Raw genomic sequence first — 19,662 nt, forward strand, 5'->3', positions numbered from 1 at the left:
AAAAATATGAATTACAAGCAAGCATTAAACAATAAAATATTCGAAATTATTTCCCAAGCTTCACAAGAACTGAACGTAGAAAGCTACGTTATTGGTGGCTTCGTGAGAGATTACATTTTAGGAAGAGATTTCAAAAAAGATATTGATGTCGTTGCCGTTGGTAGCGGTATCGAATTGGCATTAAAAGTATCGCAACTTTTGCCAAACAAACCAAAAGTACAAGTTTTTAAAACCTATGGCACTGCCATGCTGCGTTTTGAAGATACCGAAATTGAATTTGTTGGCGCCCGAAAAGAGTCGTACCAATCAGACAGCCGTAACCCAATAGTTGAAAATGGTACTTTAAAAGATGATCAAGACCGTCGTGATTTTACGATCAATGCCTTGGCTATTTCCTTGAATGAAGGAACTTATGGCGACTTGCTTGATCCGTTTCAAGGTCTGCAAGACATGGATAAAAAGATTCTGAAAACACCTTTAAATCCTGATATTACTTATTCTGACGATCCGTTGCGAATGATGCGCGCTATTCGTTTTGCAACGCAATTGAATTTTGAAATTGAAACCGAATCGTTGCAGGCTATTACTAAAAACGCCGAGCGAATTAAAATCATTTCTGGCGAACGCATCGTTGATGAACTCAACAAAATTTTACAAACCGCTAAACCTTCTGTTGGCTTTTTATTACTCTATCAAACAGGCTTGTTAGATTTAATTTTGCCCGAGCTTACCGCCTTAAATCAAGTGGAAGAAATTGAAGGTCATACGCACAAAAATAATTTTTATCACACCTTAGAAGTAGTAGATAATATTTGCCCAAATACGGATGATGTCTGGTTGAGATGGGCTGCTTTGTTGCACGATATTGGTAAAGCACCTACCAAACGATTCAATAAAAAACAAGGATGGACGTTTCATGGACATGAATTTCTGGGCGGTAAAATGGCCAAAAAAATATTCGAACGCTTGCACATGCCTTTAAACCACAAAATGAAATTTGTTCAAAAAATGGTTTCGATGAGTTCAAGACCAATCGTTTTGTCTCAGGATTTAGTAACTGATAGTGCGGTTCGCCGATTGGTTTTTGATGCCGGTGAAGATGTTGAAAATTTGATGATTTTGTGCGAGGCAGACATTACCACCAAAAACCCAAACAAGTTCAAAAAATACCATAAAAATTTTGAAATAGTTCGAAAAAAAATCATTGAGGTAGAGGAGCGTGATCATGTACGTAATTTTCAACCACCAATAAGTGGAGAAGAAATCATGGCGATTTTCAACTTAAAACCTTCTATGGAAATTGGCCGTTTGAAAGAAGCAATCAAAGAAGCAATTTTAGAAGGCGAAATCCCGAACGATTATCAAGCTGCCTATGATTTTATGTTGATCAAAGCAGCAAAAATGGGTTTGGCCAAAGTTTAACTATTGTTTCAAATAGCAATACTGGGCTTTTAGCTACTTTTGCAACAGCAAAACAATTGCAATTTTAATGCTAAAAAAATAAAAAAACGGTCGATAGAAAGACCTCAATTTTTCTACCAATTCAGATGAAAAAATACTTTTTAAAATCAGCAAAAATAGCCTTAGTACTGGTTTATTTGGTCATATTTGCCGGAGCTTTTGTTCGATTGACAGGCTCTGGAATGGGATGCCCAGATTGGCCAAAATGTTTTGGATACTACATTCCACCAACCGAAAAAAGTCAGCTACTTTTCACACCTGCTAAACAGTATGAAAAAGGACAAGTAATTATAAAAGACGAAGCGCTTTTGGTAGCTAAAACGGACTTTACCTCAACTAATAGTTTTGAAGCTGCGAATTGGGAAAAATATACCAAACATGACTACGCTATTTTTAACCCGATGCACACTTGGGTAGAATTTATAAATCGCCTTTTTGGAGCTCTAGCAGGTATAGCTTGTGTGATTACATTTGCGCTAGCATTTGGATACCGCAAGGATAATAGCAAACTAATTTACCTTTCCTTTGCCGTGTGCGTTTTGATGGGATTTCAAGCCTGGTTAGGAAAAACTGTTGTAGACTCTGATTTGAGTCCGTATAAAATCACCACACACATGCTAGCGGCACTACTTATTGTTGCTTTACAATTGTATGTTATTTACAATGTTCAAAAAAACAATCAACCTGCAGTTAACGCTCCTACAAAATACAAGAATCTTTTAATATTTGCTTTGTTGCTAACTTTAGTTCAAATTATTTTGGGCACTGATGTTCGTGAACAAGTTGATATCGTTGTAAAAACAGGAGCGCCAGAAATCATGTGGTTGCAAAACCCAAGTTGGATTTTCTACTTTCACCGTTCCTTTTCAATAGTTGTTTTGGCTATCAATGCCTATTTATTGTACCTCAACAACCAATCCAATTTAGGATATAGCAAAACCAAATGGATTATGTATTTGCTTGCTGTAGAAATCGCTTCAGGAATTGCCATGTATTACTTTGATTTCCCTTTTGGAACGCAAACTATTCATTTGGTTTTAGCAACAGTGTTGTTTGGTGTGCAATTTTACCTATTTTTGGAAACCAGAAAGAAAAATATCCTTTCTGCATAATACCTAGACTATATTGTCGCAGTTCTTGTTGCCTATTTAAATTAAAATGTCAAAACTTGCTAGCCAAGATCAGTTTTTAGATTTGTCTGATTACGGAAGATCATTTGGAAGATTGCTTGCCAATCAATTAAAAAACACTCGCTTTACGCCCATACACTTAACCTTACTTTTTGGCCTTTCGGGTTTAACAGCGATCTATTGCATGTTAGTCGGCGCTTATGTTTGGGCTGCTTTTTTTATTGTTCTAAAGTCAGGTATTGATGCCGCTGATGGCGAATTGGCTCGACTCAAAAATACTCCATCATACACCGGAAGGTATTTAGATAGTGTGTTTGACATTATTCTCAATTTTATGTTTTTGATGACTATTTGTTACATTTCAAAAACAACTTTGTTGCCAACATTGCTTGCCTTTTTTGGTATTCAGCTACAAGGCACATTGTATAATTATTATTACGTTATTTTGCGAAACAAATCGGTTGGCGGTGATACAACAAGTAAAATATTCGAATACAAATCGCCACGTGCTTTGCCTGGCGAAACGCAAAAATCAGTTGATATTTTATTCAAAATTTACACGGTCGTTTATGGTTTGTTTGACAAAATCATCCACACGCTCGATGCTGATGCGTACAAAGTAAAAACATTCCCTAACTGGTTCATGACCCTACTTTCAATTTATGGTTTGGGTTTTCAACTGTTACTAATTGCTGCTTTGCTTGCCTTTGATAAAGTAGAATGGATTATTCCGTTTTTCATTTTTTACACGGGATTTATTCTGGTTTTAATTGCTATTCGAAAAATCTTCTTCAAGGTTTAAACCAACATAGATTTAATCTATAACTTTACACTAAAGCGCTAAAAACCAGTATTTATCTTCTTTTATGTTAAAGTTAAATATGAAGTGTTTTGATAAGCTTTTCTATCAATAAAGCCAACTATCCAATGGCCGGCAAATTTTTAAAAAATTATTAAATCAGTTACGAACCAAGATCTAAATGCAGTTAAAATCATGATTTTTTTCTTTTTAATTTGTCCCAAGATAACCATTTAAAATTGAGGAGTATCATCACAATTAAAATAAGGCCAATCCAAAAATAGTCAAGTAAAGAAATGTTTTTGTAGTGCGGCTGACTTATCTTTCCGTATAAACCAATAGTATAAGGAACAAGTAAATAAACTGTTGCCAACAAAAATAAAATTTTAAAAAATTTCTTCATATCAATGAACTGATTATTGTACAATGATAAACATTTTCAGACTACGATTAATAAGAAAAGTTGATAGTTCATAACCGTAAAAAAGTGGTTATTTTGAAACAAGATCTTTTAAAATTTCGTGCAAATGATTTTCAGAATTTAGTACGCTATTTTCTGCCTTAGCAAATTCATTTAATACCTTATCGAATAAATCTTCGAGATTTTCAGCCAGCACGAACATGTCTTCTTCATCTCGGCCAAAGTTGATCACCTGTCCCCTTTTCCCTTTTGAATCAGGGTCGAGATCGATTCCGATATAGTTTCCACCATAATCTGAAAATATGGGCAGCCATTTAAAGTGAAAATATTTTTTTTTAATCGCATGCTCCGGAGTTGACGTAAACGGAATTTCCTGATCAAAGTCATATGCAAATCGTTCCAATTCGTAATTTCCATCTGAAAAAAGTACAAATCGTAACTCGTCCCAGCGATAAGTTGGCTGTTCAAGATTATACAACTCATTGACATATTCTTCAATTTCGCTTGTATCTACCCGCATTATCTCTCTGTTATGAGCTGTTGTGCTTTCAGATTTATAAAGATAAGGACCTCCAAAACTATTGAGCCCACATTGAAATTCTATTTTATACCAAGCTTTTTTTAAGCCAAAAAAGCTTTTCTTAGGAGCTTTACTGCTGTAGAAATTAACAATTTTCTTTATCAGATACTCTGATTGATCAGGGTTAGCAATGGTATTTTCTTCATACTTTATTAGAGTTCTACTAAAATTCAATTGTCGAATAATTTCCTCCGAGTTGCAAAATTGTTCTCCAAAAAAAATCCCATTGCCACTATCATTCTGCCCGTTTGCATATTCGTAAAGTGCAATAATTTCATTTGGTAATTTTTCTTCTAGCAAGGCTTCAATTCCTTGAATCGCATTACTGTCAATTGGCTCATTCAGCGCTCCCAATTTCATTTTAGTTTGTTCTTCTTGAACTCTTATAATTTTCTGAAGTTTTTCTACAACATTCATACGCAATTCTGTTTAGTCATAAATTATCCTAACTAAGCTATTTTTATCCCAACCAATTTTTAAAATCAGCCACTTTTTCGCGGCTTACAATTACCTCATCATCCTTGTACGTAGGTAGCACAACGCGCAAGCGCGAGTTACTATACATGACAATTTCTTTAATGGCTTTCATTGGCACAATAAATTTTCGGCTAATGCGATAAAAATCTTTAGGATCTAATTCTTGCTCAAGTTGCTCCAAAGTAGACTCAATCAAGTAATTCCGATTGTCAATAGTATGCAAATAGGTTCCTTTGTTTTCGCTAAAAATACATTCAATTTCGTCAACCGCCACCACTTTTAAATACTGACCAATTTTTACAGTAAAGCGTTTTTTGTAACTTTTGTCAAACGGATTTGCTAACATTTTTTTGATTTGTTCAAAATCGATTCCTAAGTTTGGAGTAGACACTACTTCTTTAGGCAACAATGATTTGAATTTACTTACCGCAACTTCAAGATCATCTTCATCAATTGGTTTCAAGAGGTAGTCAATGCTATTCAATTTAAAAGCTCGCAAGGCATATTCATCATAAGCCGTTGTAAAAATGACAGCACTTTTAATTTCAACTTTTTCGAAAATCTCAAACGATAATCCGTCTGATAGCTGAATATCTAGAAAAATCAAATCGGGATGCTCGTTTGTAGAAAACCATTCTACAGCTTCTTCTACAGAGTGAAGCATCGTTTGCACTTGCACACCTAACTTTTCTACTTTACGTTGCAAAAGTCGTGCTGCTGGTTTTTCGTCTTCTATAATTAATGTTGTCATGAATGGTTATGCTTGCTTTATAAATGATTTTTTAGCTTTTATTGCTGAGTAAAAATAAGAATTTAGTTATTCCCAATTCGAGTTTTTTTGTTTCTCCATTAGTTCTTTGATTTTACGCTCTTCCCAATCGCGGCCTAAAAATACTGGAGGTAAAAAAACCGATAATCCATGTGCGGCCAAACCAATTCCCCAAAAAATTGCAGTTGCAAAATTTCCCCATTGAAAATAGCTTTCGTCAGACTTCAGATTTTGTATGTTCAACACTACAATCATTACGTTGATTACAATGTAAACAATGAGGTGCGTATAAAAACCTTTAATTTTTCGAACTCTTTTTAGTGCATTATCGTATGCTATTTGATCTGTTGTAGTCATGATTACTCGTAGGTATTAGTTTTGTTTTTCTCTTCTTGAATGTATTGTTGAATTTTTCTTTCTTCCCAGTTTTGTCCAAAAAACGGAATCCAATTAAAAACTCTAATGGCGTGAAATAAAAGTCCAATTCCCCAACTTCCGAAAGTCCAAAGGAAAAATAAATAGTTTGGAGAATATCTAAAATTTATTAGGATCAGAATTCCATTTACAAGTACAAATGCAGCAAGATGTGAATAAAACCCTTTTAATTCCTCCACTTGTTTTTTAGCGATTTGATACTGCTCAAATTCGCTATTATTTGGTTTATTTAGTTCCATTTGTTTGTTTTGTTTTTGTTTAAAATCTGTTGAATTTTTTGTTCTTCCCAATTTTTACCATACCCAAAGGTCTCGAGTGCATGAAATGTAAGTCCCATTCCCCAGCCTAAAAGCGGGAACCAAAACCATTGAAAAGGATGTGGCGAACTCAGGTTAACGATGATTAAAATTGGGATTACAATACAGTACGAAATTAAATTTCCGTAAAATCCTTTTAATTTTTCTACTCTTTCTTTAGCTCTTGCGTACGCCAAATTTTCGTTGCTAATTGTATTTGTTTCCATAGCGGCTATTTGTTTGGTTAAAATAGGGATCAGTACTTTAAAGTGTGTTTCCGTTTGTTCTACTAAAACTTTTCTCTTTGATAGCAAGGCATAACGGCTTACAATGTTTTGCAATCCTACACCTTGACGGTCTTGTAATACTTCTTTTTTTTGCAAATTATTTTGAACTACCAGGTAATTATCCTGAATGAATATGGTAATTTGCAATGGTTTATTTTCACTTACTACATTGTGCTTGATGGTGTTTTCTAGCAATAATTGCAAGGAAAGCGGCACTACTCTAGCCTCTGTATTTTCAAAATCTGTTGGCAATTGAAAACTAATACTGTTTTCAAATCGCATTTTCAATAAATTCATATAGGTTTTGGCAAAAGCCAATTCCTCGGCAACACTAACAAGTTCTTTGTCCTTTTGTTCTAAAACATATCGATAAATTTTAGATAAAGAGGTTGTAAAACGCTGTGCATTTTCAGGATTTTCTTCGATTAAAGAACTCAAAACATTCAAACTATTGAACAAAAAATGCGGATCAATTTGGTTTTTCAAACTCTCGAATTTGGCATTGGCTGTACCTGCAATAATTTTTTGTTCCTTGACTTTGTTCTCATTATACGCTTTGTAAAAATAAACGGCATGAATTGTTAGCGTAACAAAAAAAGTTATGATACTGGATACAATGTAATTCTCTGGTTTTTCATTTTCCAAAAACTCTTGCAAACTTTTGTTGTCATAAACTACTTCTTCAAACAAGTGTAATAAAAAAATTACGATTAAAGACAGGACAACCGAGCCCGCGAAACCAACAAACAACCTCTTTTTAGAAAAACGTTCCACAAAGAGTGCATCTAATTTTATAAAAAACACTGCATTGGTACCATATAAAGCAAGTGTATACAAAGCAGTGAACAAAAAATGAGTTAGTAAACGCTGGTTAAAACCTATTGTGCCGCCCATAACTACCGTAAATAATTGCATTAAGACAAAAATTATCAAGGTTAGTTTGAGTGCTTTTTGTAATTGTTGAAGAAATAAGTTCATTTTATAAATTCTTTAGTTTCCTGCTAGCCACAGCAACGTCAATTGTTTTTATACTACTTACAATTTTTTTGAGCCATTTGTGCTCTTTCTAATCCCCATGAAGGTGAAAAAACTGTTTCAGGTTTAAAAGTAGCAAAAAGTCCAATAGCTTTTTCAATTTGCGCACACATTGGTTTCGTATCCGTTCCCCAGAATTTCGCTCCGCCTATTTCAAATTCGGCTTTGCAAAACACAACTCTTGGGTTTTCAGGAGCAAGTGTCTTTGCTTTTGCGTACAATTCCATTACAGGTCCGGCTAATTTTTGTCCGTTTGTCATGGGATCAAAAGCAATCCAGGCGGTATGAATCATGGCTTGAACAACAAGCAACTCTGCATTATTAGGGTTTTTATCCATTTCAACATCAAGGGCTTTTTGAGCTTTATCAAGCAATAAACTTACTTGCTCTTTATCCTTTGTGCTAAAAGCTGCATTTGTATTTACCAGTGCCACATAATAATTAGGCAACCAGCTTGATTTTTCGGCAGCAGCAATTCTTTCAAATAAAGAGGATGCTTCGGTACTTTTTCCTTCACCCCACAATTGAAGTGCCTTACCCATACCTTGCTCAAATTGGCCTTGAGCCGAAACGTAAGAACTTATAAACAATACGATGGTAACAATAATTTTACTCATAACTTTAGTTGTTTTAATTGGATTTTGGTTCATTGTTGTTTTCATAATTTTTTGATTTTAAGATTATTTGATATGATGTTTGAAACGCTTTGTTTTAATTACACTTCAAAAGTAGATTGCTTTTTACAGCTTAAAAATTGATTCCTACCGAACTGTAGAATTTAATGGATGAGTTGTGTTTTTAAGTTACAAAGGTGCTAAGGTTCTTAGGTTCTAAGTAATAAATTTGAAGATTCGCAGGCTTAGCACCTTAGTATCTTTGCGACTTTGAACCTCTTTGTCTAGTTGCAAAGGTTCTTAGGTTCAAAGTAAAAAATTTGAAGATTCGCAGGCTTAGTACCTCAGTATCTTTGCGACTTTGAACCTCTTTGTCTAGTTGCAAAGGTTCTTAGGTTCTTAGGATCAAACTAATAAATTTGAAGATTCGCAGGCTTAGTACCTCAGTATCTTTGCGACTTTGAACCTCTTTGTCTAGTTGTAAAGGTTCTTAGGTTCAAAGTAATAAATTTGAAGATTCGCAGGCTTAGTACCTCAGTATCTTTGCGACTTTGAACCTCTATAAATTCCTTAACTGATTGTCTTTTTTATCGTTGCTGATGGTCCAAAAGAAACCTACAAAGAAAAAACGATCTGCGGTTGGAATGATTTCTCTTCTATTGTAAATTCCAGCACTGTTTGGATTCTTGGCGTATTCATACCCAAATACATTTTGAGTTCCTAAAATATTTGAGACAGAGAAATATAAAATTTTCTGTGGAGCCAATAAGTACGCCCAATTAAAGCTTAAATTGTTAAAATCTTTCGTTTTACCGTTCATGAATTTTGTTTCATTGGGATTGTTGTACGGTCGACCTGAACTATAGGAATTCGTAAATCCTATTTGCGATTTCCAGTTTGTAATAAAGTATTTCGTAACGATAGACAAGCTGTGATCAGCAACAAAACTTGGTGTGACTGAGGCCTTGAAATTTCTATAATCTCTTTCGGTATCTATGTAGGAATAGGAAATCCAGTACTCAAGATTTTTTATTGAATTGTTGTCGCGCCAAAACAAGTCTAAACCTGTAGCGTATCCTGAACCAGAATTATCAAAATTTGAATTGAAAGCAGCTACATCAGTATCAAATTTTACTAAATCACGATAATTTTTGTAATAGGTTTCGGCTCTAAAGGTTTTTCCGTTTTTAGCATACTGAAAGTTTAAAAGATAATGTGATGCTTTTTCACTTTCTAAAGGAGAATTTGCGGTATACTTTATATAATCAGCGTTAGGAGTTTGAGTGAAATCGCCATAAGCAAATGAAAACTGACTGTTTTTAGCCATTTTGTATGCAAAAGAAACTCTAGGCGAAATAGCATTTTCATTTAGGACACTGTTATTTGCTGCGCGTATTCCCACTTTTGCAGCCCATTTTTTAGAGAAGAAAATATCAGCCTCAGAGTAGACTGCTGCTATGTGGGAATCATATCCACTGTTAAAAACCATACCTGAATTTTGGTTGAAATTCTCATGGAATTGGGTAACAAAATAATCAGCTCCAAAAGACAGTTTTAATCGATCTGAGAAACTTTTTTTCAACTTCACTTTAAAATGTGCTGCATTTTCTTCATTGTTCACTTTATCTGAATCTAAGTTTATGACATTGTTGCTGTAGCCATAACTCAATCCAGAGGTGATTTGCCAGTTGTTCCCAAAAACTCCTTTGTAAGACGTGTTAAAATAAAAATTGTTATTGTTTAAATCTACTCTTATCTTCTCTGGAGCATTGATGTTTTCTTGATTGATATCAAATTTTGAAGCGTCAAATGCAGCGTATACTTTTAAAATACCATTATTGAAATTATAGCGATACACAGTTTCTCCGGAAAGGGATTGAAAAGGACTATTCCAATCTATGTTTTGAGGAATCGCAGCTTGATAAGGAGCGAGATTCAAATAATTAGCATTCACACTCAAGGAACTTTTTTTCCATTTTTGGGTATTCCCAATTCCTAAACCTACGGTCATCAAGCTAATTTCGGTTTTGTTTTGATCTGGATTATCCTGCGTATTGAGTAACAACACACTGGATAATGCTTCGCCATATTCTGCAGAATAGCCGCCAGTAGAAAAAGCGATTCCGCTAAATAAAAACGGTGAAAATCGGCCACGAGTAGGTAAATTGTTAGCTGTTGCACCATAAGGTTGTGCTACCCGAATCCCATCTACAAATGTTTGTGTTTCATTAGCCTCGCCACCACGAACAAACAATCTTCCGTCCTCGCCTACTGTTTGCGTTCCTGGTAAGGTTTGCAAAGCCGCAATAATATTCCCTGCTGATCCTGCCGTGGTCACAATATCTAGAGGTTTTAAAACCGAAACTCTAGATTTATCGCCCGCTTCAAATGTCCCTGCAGTAATTACAACGGCATCGAGCGCTGTAACACTTGAACGAAGTTTAATAGTTTTATCAGTAAAAGTAGCTACATCAATTGCAGTTCTTGAAGTTTCGTAAATCAAAAAACTAACTACTAAGGTTTGATTTCCCGTAGCTGTGGTTGTAAAACTAAAACTACCAGAATCAGAACTTGTGGCGCCGTCATAGGTTCCTTCTATAAAAATATTAGCCCCTGCAACAGGCTTTCCTTTTTCATCAACTACTTTACCTGATATTGTTTTTTGTGCCAAAAGAAACGAGCTAACTATTAAAAATAAAAATGTGAGTGTGGTTTTCATAATGTTGTGATAATTTGATGAACCAAAAGTATCTCAGAAAAAAAGCTTTGAAAACAGAACCTTACTCAACTGTTGAAAATGGATGCTGAGTTGTGAAATTTTTAATTTTAGGTTATATTTACCTAGTTGCAAAAAATAAGTATGCTTAAAGTCGCGTGAGGGATAGCAGTGAAAATCCTTTGCTGACCCGTTGCAAAAAAGGGACAGGAAAGATTGTAACGGATAGCCCGACCGGAGCTTTTGCGGAGGGCACGCCCAAAAAATTGAAACAAAATGGATTTGAAATCAGAGAAGGAAAAAATGATTGCTGGCGAATATTATTTGGCTGGTGATCCGGTTTTGGTGAAAGACCGACGACGAGCGAAGTTATTGTTGCACCGCTTGAATGTGACCGAGTATAGAATGACCAAAAAAGCGCGCGAAATTATTCAGGAATTGATTCCCAATGCAGGGACCAACTTATACATTGAACCACCGTTTCATTGTGATTACGGGTACAATATTGTGTGTGGCGATAATGTTTACTTTAATGTGAACTGTGTGGTGCTGGATTGCGCTACGGTAACTATAGGATCGAATGTTTTTATAGCGCCGAACGTGCAATTGTACACCGCTACGCACCCACTTGATGCGGAATTGCGCAAAACGCTCGAAAACGCTTTACCAATAACTATTGGCGATGATTGCTGGATAGGCGGCAATAGTGTGATTTGTCCTGGTGTAACTATCGGCGTAGGTTGTGTAATTGGTGCAGGATCGGTAGTTACGAGAGATATTCCTGATCATTCACTTGCGGTAGGAAATCCTGCGAGAGTAATTCGGAATTTAAAAGCATAAGGTTTTTATAATTTTTTTTGGCAGCTACAAAAAAATCCTATCTTTGATTTACTAACAACAAAAACATAGAAAATGAAACAACTTAAATTAGTATTGGTATTTGCTTTATTTGTCGTTGCCAGTTCAGTATCGGCACAAAGTACATTTGACAAATGGCCGGCAATTAAAGAATTTCACGGTGTAATGTCGGAAACTTTTCATCCAGCCGAAGAAGGTAATTTAGCACCAATCAAGGCGCGCTCTGAAGAAATGGTTCAAAAAGCAGCTTCGTTATTAAAGTCGGATATTCCAACTGAATTTAGAACAGATGCTATTTTAGCTTCGGCAGAACGTTTGCAATTGCAAAGCAAAGCCTTACACAAATTAGTTGTAGCCAAAGGCGATGATGCTGCTATCGTAAAATCGATTACTACATTGCACGATACCTTTCATGAAATTGTAGGTTTGTGCTCCGACTCTAAAAAATAAAACACCAGGCCCAATCGACTGATTGGGCTTTTTTTTGCTTATTTACTATGCTTTCACTTTCAAAAATTCACCATATCGCTGCTATTTGCAGTGATTATCAAAAATCCAAAAAATTTTATACTGATTTTCTCGGCTTGCAAATTCTTCAAGAAGTGCATCGCGAAGAACGCCAATCGTACAAACTAGACTTAGCGCTGAATGGCGTTTATATATTGGAATTATTTTCGTTCCCAAATCCTCCCCAAAGGCTTTCTCGTCCTGAGGCAGCGGGTTTGAGGCATTTGGCATTTGAGGTAAATGACATTGCAGCTACTCACCGTTTGTGCCTGCTTGAAGGCGTAATTGCTGAAGAAATTCGGGTTGATGAATACACCAATAAATCCTTTTTCTTTATCAGTGATCCCGATGGTTTACCGATAGAGTTTTATGAAAAATAAAGCACTTTTATTTATAAAAAAGTCAAAATAATATCTAAATCGTAAAAGAAAATAGTCCTTACATTTTTTAAGTTGAATGCGATTCTGTTTTTTTAAATTTGCAGAAACTTGACATATTACTCTTTCCATACGATTTAAGAGAATTATCACAGACTTAATATTCAAAAACTTTTGATAACGAGGATATTATTTGGTTTTTGATCCTCCACCTTGGGTTTACTTTTAAAAAATATAGTCAAAACTGATAGCGAAATCTTTTTTAATCAAACCGTTCCTTCAAGTTTAGCAAAAAAATCATCAATGGCAGTTCAAAAAATAAAAAGGAGTTACCGCAAAACCAAGTACATTTTGTACAAAGAAACTTTAGTTGATTTCAAAGAGCATTTTTGGGCTTTTCTCGGTTCATTTATCGGCATCGGATTAATTGCTTATTTACAATCTCGCACACTCCCAAACTCTGACGTGGTTTATTTAATAGGTTCCTTTGGAGCATCGAGCGTTTTGGTTTACGGTGTAATCCAAAGTCCTTTGGCACAGCCAAGAAATCTTATTGGAGGGCACCTAATTTCTGCAATCATTGGCGTTTCTGTCTGTAAATTCGTTCCCGATATCGTTTGGTTAACTGCTCCACTTGCTGTTTCCCTTTCTATTGTTTTTATGCAAATGACTAAAACATTGCATCCACCTGGCGGCGCAACCGCGCTGATAGCCGTAACTGGCTCAAGTGAAATTAAAAACTTAGGCTATTGGTATGTATTTTCACCTGTTTTAACCGGTGTACTTATTTTACTAGCCGTGGCTTTAGTTTTTAATAATATGACGACAAACAGACAATATCCAAATCACAAAAAATACCCTCAGTTCAGAAAAAGAATGACAACTATTTTTACAACTAAACGATAACCCTAAAAACAATTACAGGAAGTACTTGATAGCAAGTAAAACAAGATTTATTTTTTTTTCGTTAGCTTAAAAATAGATCGGAATTGGTGTACTCCTTTTTGACACATACACAAAAATCTTATCAACAAATCGAGAAACTAAAATTTAAATCTGAAATTAAATTTTACCTTTGACCTTTCAATAAAAACAACGATTATGGTTTATAAATTTAGAGTCATTCTAGACGCCGAGGAAGATATTTTTAGAGACATTGCAATACTTGAAGACGATACTTTAGAGGATTTACATAATGCTATTTTCAATTCTTTTGGTTTTGACGGAATGGAAGTAGCTTCTTTTTATACTTGTGATGAGACGTGGAATCAAGAAGAAGAGATTCCGATGTTTGATACTGGCGATGTTCTTGGCGAACAAAAAACCATGAGTGACTACAAATTGTCAGACATTTTAGATAAAGAAAATACGAAAATCATTTACGTGTACGACTTTATTAACATGTGGACGTTTTTAGTAGAATTAGCCGCTATTGAAGAGCAAGTGGCAGGAAATTTCTATCCTGAAACTTTATTTTCTCACGGTGAAATGCCCGATGAAGCGATGGAAAAAAACTTTGAAGCCGATAATGCAGATGATTACAATGACGAGTTCGAAGACGGTTTTGATGATGATGATTTAGATATGTTTGAAGGCGATGACAGTTTTGAAGATTACGGTTTTGAGGAGAATTGGAATTAGTTTGTAGAAAGTTTCTAAGAATTTAAGGTTCTGAGGTACTAAGTTCTGACAGGAACTAAATTTAATATTTTCACACCATGAGCAATTTTAGAAACTTACTGATTTGGCAAAAATCAATGTCATTAACTACTAAAATTTATAAATCAAACAAGAAATTCCCAAAAGAAGAAATATTTGCATTAACATCACAAATAAGGCGGAGCTCAGTTTCAATTCCGAGCAACATTGCCGAAGGGTTTGGAAGAGAAAGTAGTAAAGAATATCTGCGTTTTTTAAACATAGCCATTGGATCATTATTTGAATTACAAACCCAATTAGAAATAGCAAAAAACATCGACTATTTAATCGAAGATGAATTTAACACTTTGTACGAAGATAGTCGAGAGATTGAACGAATGCTGGTTTCGTTCATGAATAAAATTAAAGAAAGAGATTAAAACCTCAGTAACTCAGCAACTTTTCACTTAGCACCTCAAAAATAAATGATCAACTTATTCAACACCCATATCGAAAATTTATCCATTCACAGAGTGGGTAACAAGAGTAGAAACGAAGCTATTTTTTTATCAGAACAACCGTATGCGTTGCAAGATGAAATTGTGCCTCTAATGAAAGAATTTTTCTTTAAACCGTTTCGTGAAAAAGAAGAAAATTATTTCCAATTTGCACACGAAATCGATTTGGATTACAACGACATGTTCAAATACGCCACCGAGATATTTGACAATCCAAGCAGCGTTCACGAGGTTTCAAAAAAAATCACCACGCATTTGTTTGAGCAATCCAATCACCCGCATATCAAAAATGGTGAGGTTTACGTAACCTATTTAACCAATCTAAGCATTGATAACAATGTAGTTGATGCCATCGGTATTTTTAAGAGTGAAATTCAGGCCGACTTTTTACAATTCGAAGAAAAGGCCTCTCAATTAGAAATGATTTTGCAGCAAGGCGTAAGTTTGAATAAACTTGACAAAGGCTGTTTGATTTTTAATTACAAAAAAGAAGAAGGATATAAAATTTTGACTGTAGATAGCAACCGATATGACGCACGCTACTGGTTGGAGCACTTTTTATCAGTAGATGCTTTTGAAGATGAAAATTTCATCACTAAAAAGTATTTGAAATTCTGTCAAAACTTTGCGAAAGATGTCGTTTTCCCTGCCGAGGACAAAAAAGAAGAAGTGATGTTCATGAACCGATCAGTAAACTATTTTGCAAAAAACGATCAGTTTGAAGAAACTAACTTTTTAAATGAAGTTTTAGATAATCCAGATTTGATTCCAGAGTTTAAAAACTACAAAACCGACAAAGGCGAGAAATATAGCATTGAGGATGTTACCTCCTTCCCTATTGCGAATGCAGCAGTATCTGATGCCAGAAAATCAATAAAAAATGTCATCAATTTAGATACGCACATTCAAATTAAAATGGATTTTATCAATCCTGAAAGTGCTGAAAAATTTGTTGAAAAAGGTTGGGACGAAGAAAAACAAATGTACTATTACCTGGTTTACTTCAACAAAGAAGAAAAAAACTAATAATTGCCTGCAAGAAAAGAATCCTTGCTCTTAATACCATTATATCTCCAAATGTAAACTGCATTTGGAGATTTTTTTTAGAAAAATAAAATGATTAATTAGCATCGAAAAACAGTGGTTTCTTTGTAAATTTACCCTTCAAAAAATCACAAAAAATGGCGCAATTTTTCTTTAAAGAAAGTCCGTTCAAAACCTTAATTTCTTTTCACAAACTCATTGAAAATTTAGAAGAAATTGCCAATAGCGATGTGGATTATAGAGCCAATTACGCTCAAGCTCTCTTACAAGAAATTGCACCTTTTCCAGAGTTTAGAACCGGGATCGAAGATTTTGATTTGATTTTTGAAAAATCTGCCTTGATTAAAAATTTATTGGCTGATTTGTTTCCAACGGCATTGACGCACAACGAAATTAAAGCAGTAGCCATTCCGTTTCAAAATTTTACTTTTAATTACACCGAACGTTTTAAAAAAATTGTTGACGAAGCTGGTGTTTTGTTTGATATTGCCATAAAAGACTTTGATGCCGATCAATTTTACGTAATGAGTTGTACGCTCATACTTAACGAAATTTACGGTCAGCAGATTGATTTTAATAAACCTTTGTTTTATGAAATTCCGAATAAAAAAGGAATCATGAACCAATACCGAATTTTGTACAATGCTGACTTTTTAGAAATATTACCAACGGATTCAGCTCCTGAAATTACTCCTGAAGATATTGATTTACTGATGGATAATTTTGATAACATCGCTTTGTGGAAAGAAAAATTCCCAGTAGAAAGTTGGATTTTAAAAGGATTTGGTATTGCCATTTTATTCGATGCTACAACAGAAAGTTCGATATCAAAGCTAAAAAGTAATCTTTTGAAACCTGATAAAGAACAAATTGCAATTCAAGAAAATTCTGAGTCAATCTTTAGATCTATTTTTAAAATAGCCGACTTGCGCGTAGGAATCCTTTTGTACAATGCGGAAGAAGATCAATTTATAAAGCCTACCATTAACGACAGTAGCTTACATAGTTTTATACTAAATGAACAGCAGGAAATAGCTTGTCAAGATGGCTTCTTGGGCTGTTCATTCGAGAATTTGTTGTCCAATAATCAAATTGTATCTATTTCTAATGTGTCCAATTTTAGTCAAATACCAGGCAATGAACAATTGGGACAACATTTATTATCCCAAAACATTCAGAGTTGTGTTTTTGCACCTATTGTAAAAAATGGAGTATTACTTGGTGTTCTAGAACTCGTTTCTGCAAATCCGCGCGCATTAAATAGCATCAATGCTAGTAAACTAGATTTGATTTTGCCTTATTTAATTGATACCGTGGAACGCTACAATATTGATATGCAAAACCAAATCGAGGCAGTCATTCAACGAGAGTACACCGCAATTCATCAAAGTGTGTATTGGAAATTCAGAAAAGAAGCGCTCAAGTACGTGCAATTGCAAACACGCGATTACATTTTTAAAGAAATTGTTTTCAAAGAAGTCTATCCGCTATACGGCCAAATTGACATTAAAGGCTCATCAGAACATCGCAATAAAACCGTTACTGATGATTTGAAAAACCAAATACAATCGCTCCTAAACTTGTTTAGTAATGATAATTCCAGTACTAATTTGGTACTGGTAGAACAACGAAAATTTGAACTTCAAACCCTGATTTCCGAGCTAGATCAGCCCTTTAAAGCAGATACCGAGCAGCAAATTCAGCATTATATTGAAAATGAGATTCATCCTATTTTAAAAACTACCGATTTTAACGAGGCTACGCAAATAGAAGTCAATAATTATTTTGAGAGTTTGGACGAAAAATCTGGACTATTTTACCATTCCCGAAAAAAGTTTGACAATGCACTTTCCATCGTAAATAAAAAATTAGCTTCGTTACTGGATGCTAAACAAGCAGAAGCCCAGAAAATTTTTCCGCATTACTACGAACGCTTTAAAACTGATGGCGTAGAACACAATTTGTATATTGGCGCCTCTATTGCACCAACCAAAAGTTACGAAAATTTGTATCTGCATAATTTGAGATTATGGCAATTACAAACTTTGTGCGAAATGGTTATGGAGCATAACCAACTTAAGTTTTCATTACCTTATGAATTGGATGTAACTGCTTTGATATTGGTGTTTAGCTCTCCTATTTCTATTCGTTTTCGAATGGACGAAAAGCGTTTTGATGTTGACGGTACCTACAACGCTCGCTATGAAGTAGTCAAAAAACGAATTGACAAAGCACACATCAAAAACAAAGAAGAACGCATTACCGGACAAGAAAAAATTACAATTGTGTATTCGCACAATAACGAGGAACAAGAATACCTCAACTACATTAAATTTTTGCAATTTAAAAAAATACTCGAACCTACCATTGAACAATTTGAAGTAGAAGATTTACAAGGTGTTTCTGGCTTGCGCGCCATTCGTGTCAAAGTATGCAACAACATATCGTCTCCTTTAGAGAAACTGTATTCCTATCAAGATTTACTCGATGAAATTCAATAATGTTATGCCATTTTAAAAGCAATGACAAACGCAATTACGGAGACAATAATTCCGATCATGAAAAAATTGTAAGTTAAACGCAAAAGGCGGTATTTTTTTTCGAGCACTACGCCCAAATAATACAAATCTTTTATCATTGAATTGTATAAATAATCCTTGTCTTTCATCATCTCGTTCATTGCCCATTGGTACTCCTCGAGTGGCATTTTATAAAAGTTTCCAAAGAAAAGTAAATTGACTTTTTGATTCTCTATATCTTGGCGCGAAAAAACGCCTTTCGTCACCTTTGGCCGTGTCGATAAAATAGCAAAAATGATAGTGGTAACACTTGACATCAACATGATGAATGTCGGAATCATCAAATGCACATTTTTAGGACTATCTAACTTTGGGATCAAAATAGAAAGCGCAATCGAAATAATAATAGCATTTACAGATAACAAAATATTGGCCTTACTATCCGCAATTCCGCTCAATGTCGTATGATTGTTGAGCGTTACTCTAAACAAAGTATCAACGGCTCGATCGGGTTTTTCCTCTTTTTTACGGTTTGCAGCTACCACTACTTCCTCTTTTGAATTTGTTTTCAATTTATCAATTTTCTTTTTTAATCTTTTCTTGTTTTTTTCTTTTAAGGGTTGCCAATTTGTAATGGCAAATGTGGTATAATATTGGTGTTTGTTGGTAAGAAAGTTTAAATTTTCTTGCCACCACTCTGCATCCGAAAATGTTTTTTGATCCAAATTATGCCATTCTGCGCGCAATGCTCCACAAGAATCTACATATTCTCGCTTTGAAAGATGGTAATAATCGGCATCCTTAATAATTTTTTCTAATTTATTTTGAGGCTCATAGCTGTAAACCGTCGTCATGATGAGTTGTGCTACTTGTTCTTTGTAAGCAACCGCGTTGGGTTGTGTGGCTAAAAATTCCTTTAAATACACTACACTACTCTCTTCGTGTTTTTGACAGCCATGAATATAACCCATATCATGAAACCAAGCAGCAAGAAGCAACATTTCTAGCTCTTTCTCCGTTACACCTTCATGTGCAGCAATAATTTCAACAGCGGCCACAACATCTTTTGTATGACTGATATTATGATAGGTATATGAATTAGAAAGTTTATCTTTGAACTGTTTTTCTACGAATTCTTTGGCTTGTTCTATTAAATTCATGGATGTATTTTTACTCAACTA

At 34.7% G+C, this 19,662-nt stretch carries 19 protein-coding genes; 11 read left to right on the plus strand and 8 right to left on the minus strand.

Annotated elements, in window-relative coordinates; genetic code table 11:
* Positions 1 to 6: 6 nt before the first annotated feature.
* From KBJ98_RS05215 to KBJ98_RS05225, 3 genes are all read left to right on the plus strand, one after another.
* Positions 7 to 1,422, plus strand: coding sequence for a CCA tRNA nucleotidyltransferase (locus KBJ98_RS05215; protein WP_210788583.1), 1,416 nt, complete (start codon positions 7 to 9; stop codon positions 1,420 to 1,422).
* 125 nt (positions 1,423 to 1,547) lie between these two features.
* Complete coding sequence (locus tag KBJ98_RS05220; protein ID WP_210788584.1) at positions 1,548 to 2,573, plus strand: COX15/CtaA family protein; 1,026 nt, start codon at positions 1,548 to 1,550, stop codon at positions 2,571 to 2,573.
* A gap of 46 nt (positions 2,574 to 2,619) precedes the next feature.
* Positions 2,620 to 3,393, plus strand: a complete 774-nt coding sequence (locus KBJ98_RS05225) for a CDP-alcohol phosphatidyltransferase family protein (protein WP_210788585.1) — start codon at positions 2,620 to 2,622, stop codon at positions 3,391 to 3,393.
* A 488-nt stretch (positions 3,394 to 3,881) separates the two neighbouring features.
* On the opposite strand, the gene KBJ98_RS05230 is transcribed toward KBJ98_RS05225, so the two are convergent.
* From KBJ98_RS05230 to KBJ98_RS05260, 7 genes are all read right to left on the minus strand, one after another.
* Positions 3,882 to 4,808 carry an SMI1/KNR4 family protein gene (locus KBJ98_RS05230; RefSeq protein WP_210788586.1) on the minus strand — a complete coding sequence of 309 codons (927 nt, stop codon included), beginning with the start codon at positions 4,806 to 4,808 and terminating at the stop codon, positions 3,882 to 3,884.
* Positions 4,809 to 4,851: 43 nt separating this feature from the next.
* The gene (locus tag KBJ98_RS05235) at positions 4,852 to 5,619 is read right to left on the minus strand and encodes a LytR/AlgR family response regulator transcription factor (RefSeq protein WP_210788587.1); all 768 of its coding nucleotides are present in this window, start codon (positions 5,617 to 5,619) and stop codon (positions 4,852 to 4,854) included.
* A 66-nt stretch (positions 5,620 to 5,685) separates the two neighbouring features.
* On the minus strand, positions 5,686 to 5,994 hold the full coding sequence (locus tag KBJ98_RS05240) for a 2TM domain-containing protein (protein WP_210788588.1): 309 nt from the start codon (positions 5,992 to 5,994) through the stop codon (positions 5,686 to 5,688).
* A gap of 2 nt (positions 5,995 to 5,996) precedes the next feature.
* On the minus strand, positions 5,997 to 6,311 hold the full coding sequence (locus KBJ98_RS05245; RefSeq protein WP_210788589.1) for a 2TM domain-containing protein: 315 nt from the start codon (positions 6,309 to 6,311) through the stop codon (positions 5,997 to 5,999).
* On the minus strand, positions 6,302 to 7,633 hold the full coding sequence (locus KBJ98_RS05250) for a 2TM domain-containing protein (protein ID WP_210788590.1): 1,332 nt from the start codon (positions 7,631 to 7,633) through the stop codon (positions 6,302 to 6,304). Before KBJ98_RS05250 ends, KBJ98_RS05245 begins: the two co-directional genes overlap by 10 nt.
* A 53-nt stretch (positions 7,634 to 7,686) precedes the next feature.
* Entirely contained in the window at positions 7,687 to 8,307 is a 621-nt protein-coding gene (locus KBJ98_RS05255; protein WP_210788690.1) for a hypothetical protein, read from the minus strand.
* A 556-nt stretch (positions 8,308 to 8,863) separates the two neighbouring features.
* The gene (locus KBJ98_RS05260; protein ID WP_210788591.1) at positions 8,864 to 11,023 is read right to left on the minus strand and encodes a TonB-dependent receptor; all 2,160 of its coding nucleotides are present in this window, start codon (positions 11,021 to 11,023) and stop codon (positions 8,864 to 8,866) included.
* Positions 11,024 to 11,302: 279 nt separating this feature from the next.
* On the opposite strand from KBJ98_RS05260, the gene KBJ98_RS05265 reads away from it, so the two are divergent.
* The 8 genes from KBJ98_RS05265 (at position 11,303) to KBJ98_RS05300 (ending at position 18,463) form a co-directional block, all read left to right on the plus strand.
* Positions 11,303 to 11,860 (plus strand): sugar O-acetyltransferase, encoded by a 558-nt coding sequence (locus KBJ98_RS05265; RefSeq protein ID WP_210788691.1) that lies wholly within the window; start codon positions 11,303 to 11,305, stop codon positions 11,858 to 11,860.
* A 72-nt stretch (positions 11,861 to 11,932) separates the two neighbouring features.
* Positions 11,933 to 12,328: a hypothetical protein gene (locus tag KBJ98_RS05270; RefSeq protein ID WP_166135064.1), complete on the plus strand. Its 396-nt coding sequence runs from the start codon at positions 11,933 to 11,935 to the stop codon at positions 12,326 to 12,328.
* Between the two features lie 47 nt (positions 12,329 to 12,375).
* Positions 12,376 to 12,765 (plus strand): SMU1112c/YaeR family gloxylase I-like metalloprotein, encoded by a 390-nt coding sequence (gene gloA2, locus KBJ98_RS05275; RefSeq protein WP_210788592.1) that lies wholly within the window; start codon positions 12,376 to 12,378, stop codon positions 12,763 to 12,765.
* 300 nt (positions 12,766 to 13,065) lie between these two features.
* Positions 13,066 to 13,668, plus strand: coding sequence for an HPP family protein (locus KBJ98_RS05280; RefSeq protein WP_210788593.1), 603 nt, complete (start codon positions 13,066 to 13,068; stop codon positions 13,666 to 13,668).
* A gap of 195 nt (positions 13,669 to 13,863) precedes the next feature.
* Positions 13,864 to 14,403 carry an IS1096 element passenger TnpR family protein gene (locus KBJ98_RS05285; protein ID WP_210788594.1) on the plus strand — a complete coding sequence of 180 codons (540 nt, stop codon included), beginning with the start codon at positions 13,864 to 13,866 and terminating at the stop codon, positions 14,401 to 14,403.
* A 77-nt stretch (positions 14,404 to 14,480) separates the two neighbouring features.
* On the plus strand, positions 14,481 to 14,840 hold the full coding sequence (locus KBJ98_RS05290; RefSeq protein ID WP_210788595.1) for a four helix bundle protein: 360 nt from the start codon (positions 14,481 to 14,483) through the stop codon (positions 14,838 to 14,840).
* Between the two features lie 45 nt (positions 14,841 to 14,885).
* Positions 14,886 to 15,944: a nucleoid-associated protein gene (locus tag KBJ98_RS05295; protein WP_210788596.1), complete on the plus strand. Its 1,059-nt coding sequence runs from the start codon at positions 14,886 to 14,888 to the stop codon at positions 15,942 to 15,944.
* Positions 15,945 to 16,099: 155 nt separating this feature from the next.
* A complete protein-coding gene (locus KBJ98_RS05300; RefSeq protein WP_210788597.1) occupies positions 16,100 to 18,463 on the plus strand; it encodes a GAF domain-containing protein in 2,364 nt (787 codons plus the stop codon).
* Positions 18,464 to 18,465: 2 nt separating this feature from the next.
* Here KBJ98_RS05300 and KBJ98_RS05305 read toward each other — a convergent pair whose 3' ends face one another.
* The gene (locus KBJ98_RS05305) at positions 18,466 to 19,641 is read right to left on the minus strand and encodes a Pycsar system effector family protein (RefSeq protein WP_210788598.1); all 1,176 of its coding nucleotides are present in this window, start codon (positions 19,639 to 19,641) and stop codon (positions 18,466 to 18,468) included.
* Positions 19,642 to 19,662: the final 21 nt, after the last annotated feature.

The organism is Flavobacterium erciyesense (assembly GCF_018069925.1).
Lineage (GTDB): Bacteria > Bacteroidota > Bacteroidia > Flavobacteriales > Flavobacteriaceae > Flavobacterium > Flavobacterium erciyesense.

Coding starts and splice junctions, on each gene's coding strand:
- KBJ98_RS05300 (WP_210788597.1), top strand. CDS start 16,100: ATGGCGCAATTTTTCTTTAAAGAAAGTCCGTTCAAAACCTTAATTTCT.
- KBJ98_RS05235 (WP_210788587.1), bottom strand. CDS start 5,619: ATGACAACATTAATTATAGAAGACGAAAAACCAGCAGCACGACTTTTG.
- KBJ98_RS05240 (WP_210788588.1), bottom strand. CDS start 5,994: ATGACTACAACAGATCAAATAGCATACGATAATGCACTAAAAAGAGTT.
- KBJ98_RS05290 (WP_210788595.1), top strand. CDS start 14,481: ATGAGCAATTTTAGAAACTTACTGATTTGGCAAAAATCAATGTCATTA.
- gloA2 (WP_210788592.1), top strand. CDS start 12,376: ATGCTTTCACTTTCAAAAATTCACCATATCGCTGCTATTTGCAGTGAT.
- KBJ98_RS05250 (WP_210788590.1), bottom strand. CDS start 7,633: ATGAACTTATTTCTTCAACAATTACAAAAAGCACTCAAACTAACCTTG.
- KBJ98_RS05255 (WP_210788690.1), bottom strand. CDS start 8,307: ATGAGTAAAATTATTGTTACCATCGTATTGTTTATAAGTTCTTACGTT.
- KBJ98_RS05260 (WP_210788591.1), bottom strand. CDS start 11,023: ATGAAAACCACACTCACATTTTTATTTTTAATAGTTAGCTCGTTTCTT.
- KBJ98_RS05225 (WP_210788585.1), top strand. CDS start 2,620: ATGTCAAAACTTGCTAGCCAAGATCAGTTTTTAGATTTGTCTGATTAC.
- KBJ98_RS05230 (WP_210788586.1), bottom strand. CDS start 4,808: ATGAATGTTGTAGAAAAACTTCAGAAAATTATAAGAGTTCAAGAAGAA.
- KBJ98_RS05245 (WP_210788589.1), bottom strand. CDS start 6,311: ATGGAACTAAATAAACCAAATAATAGCGAATTTGAGCAGTATCAAATC.
- KBJ98_RS05285 (WP_210788594.1), top strand. CDS start 13,864: ATGGTTTATAAATTTAGAGTCATTCTAGACGCCGAGGAAGATATTTTT.
- KBJ98_RS05215 (WP_210788583.1), top strand. CDS start 7: ATGAATTACAAGCAAGCATTAAACAATAAAATATTCGAAATTATTTCC.
- KBJ98_RS05270 (WP_166135064.1), top strand. CDS start 11,933: ATGAAACAACTTAAATTAGTATTGGTATTTGCTTTATTTGTCGTTGCC.
- KBJ98_RS05220 (WP_210788584.1), top strand. CDS start 1,548: ATGAAAAAATACTTTTTAAAATCAGCAAAAATAGCCTTAGTACTGGTT.
- KBJ98_RS05280 (WP_210788593.1), top strand. CDS start 13,066: ATGGCAGTTCAAAAAATAAAAAGGAGTTACCGCAAAACCAAGTACATT.
- KBJ98_RS05305 (WP_210788598.1), bottom strand. CDS start 19,641: ATGAATTTAATAGAACAAGCCAAAGAATTCGTAGAAAAACAGTTCAAA.
- KBJ98_RS05295 (WP_210788596.1), top strand. CDS start 14,886: ATGATCAACTTATTCAACACCCATATCGAAAATTTATCCATTCACAGA.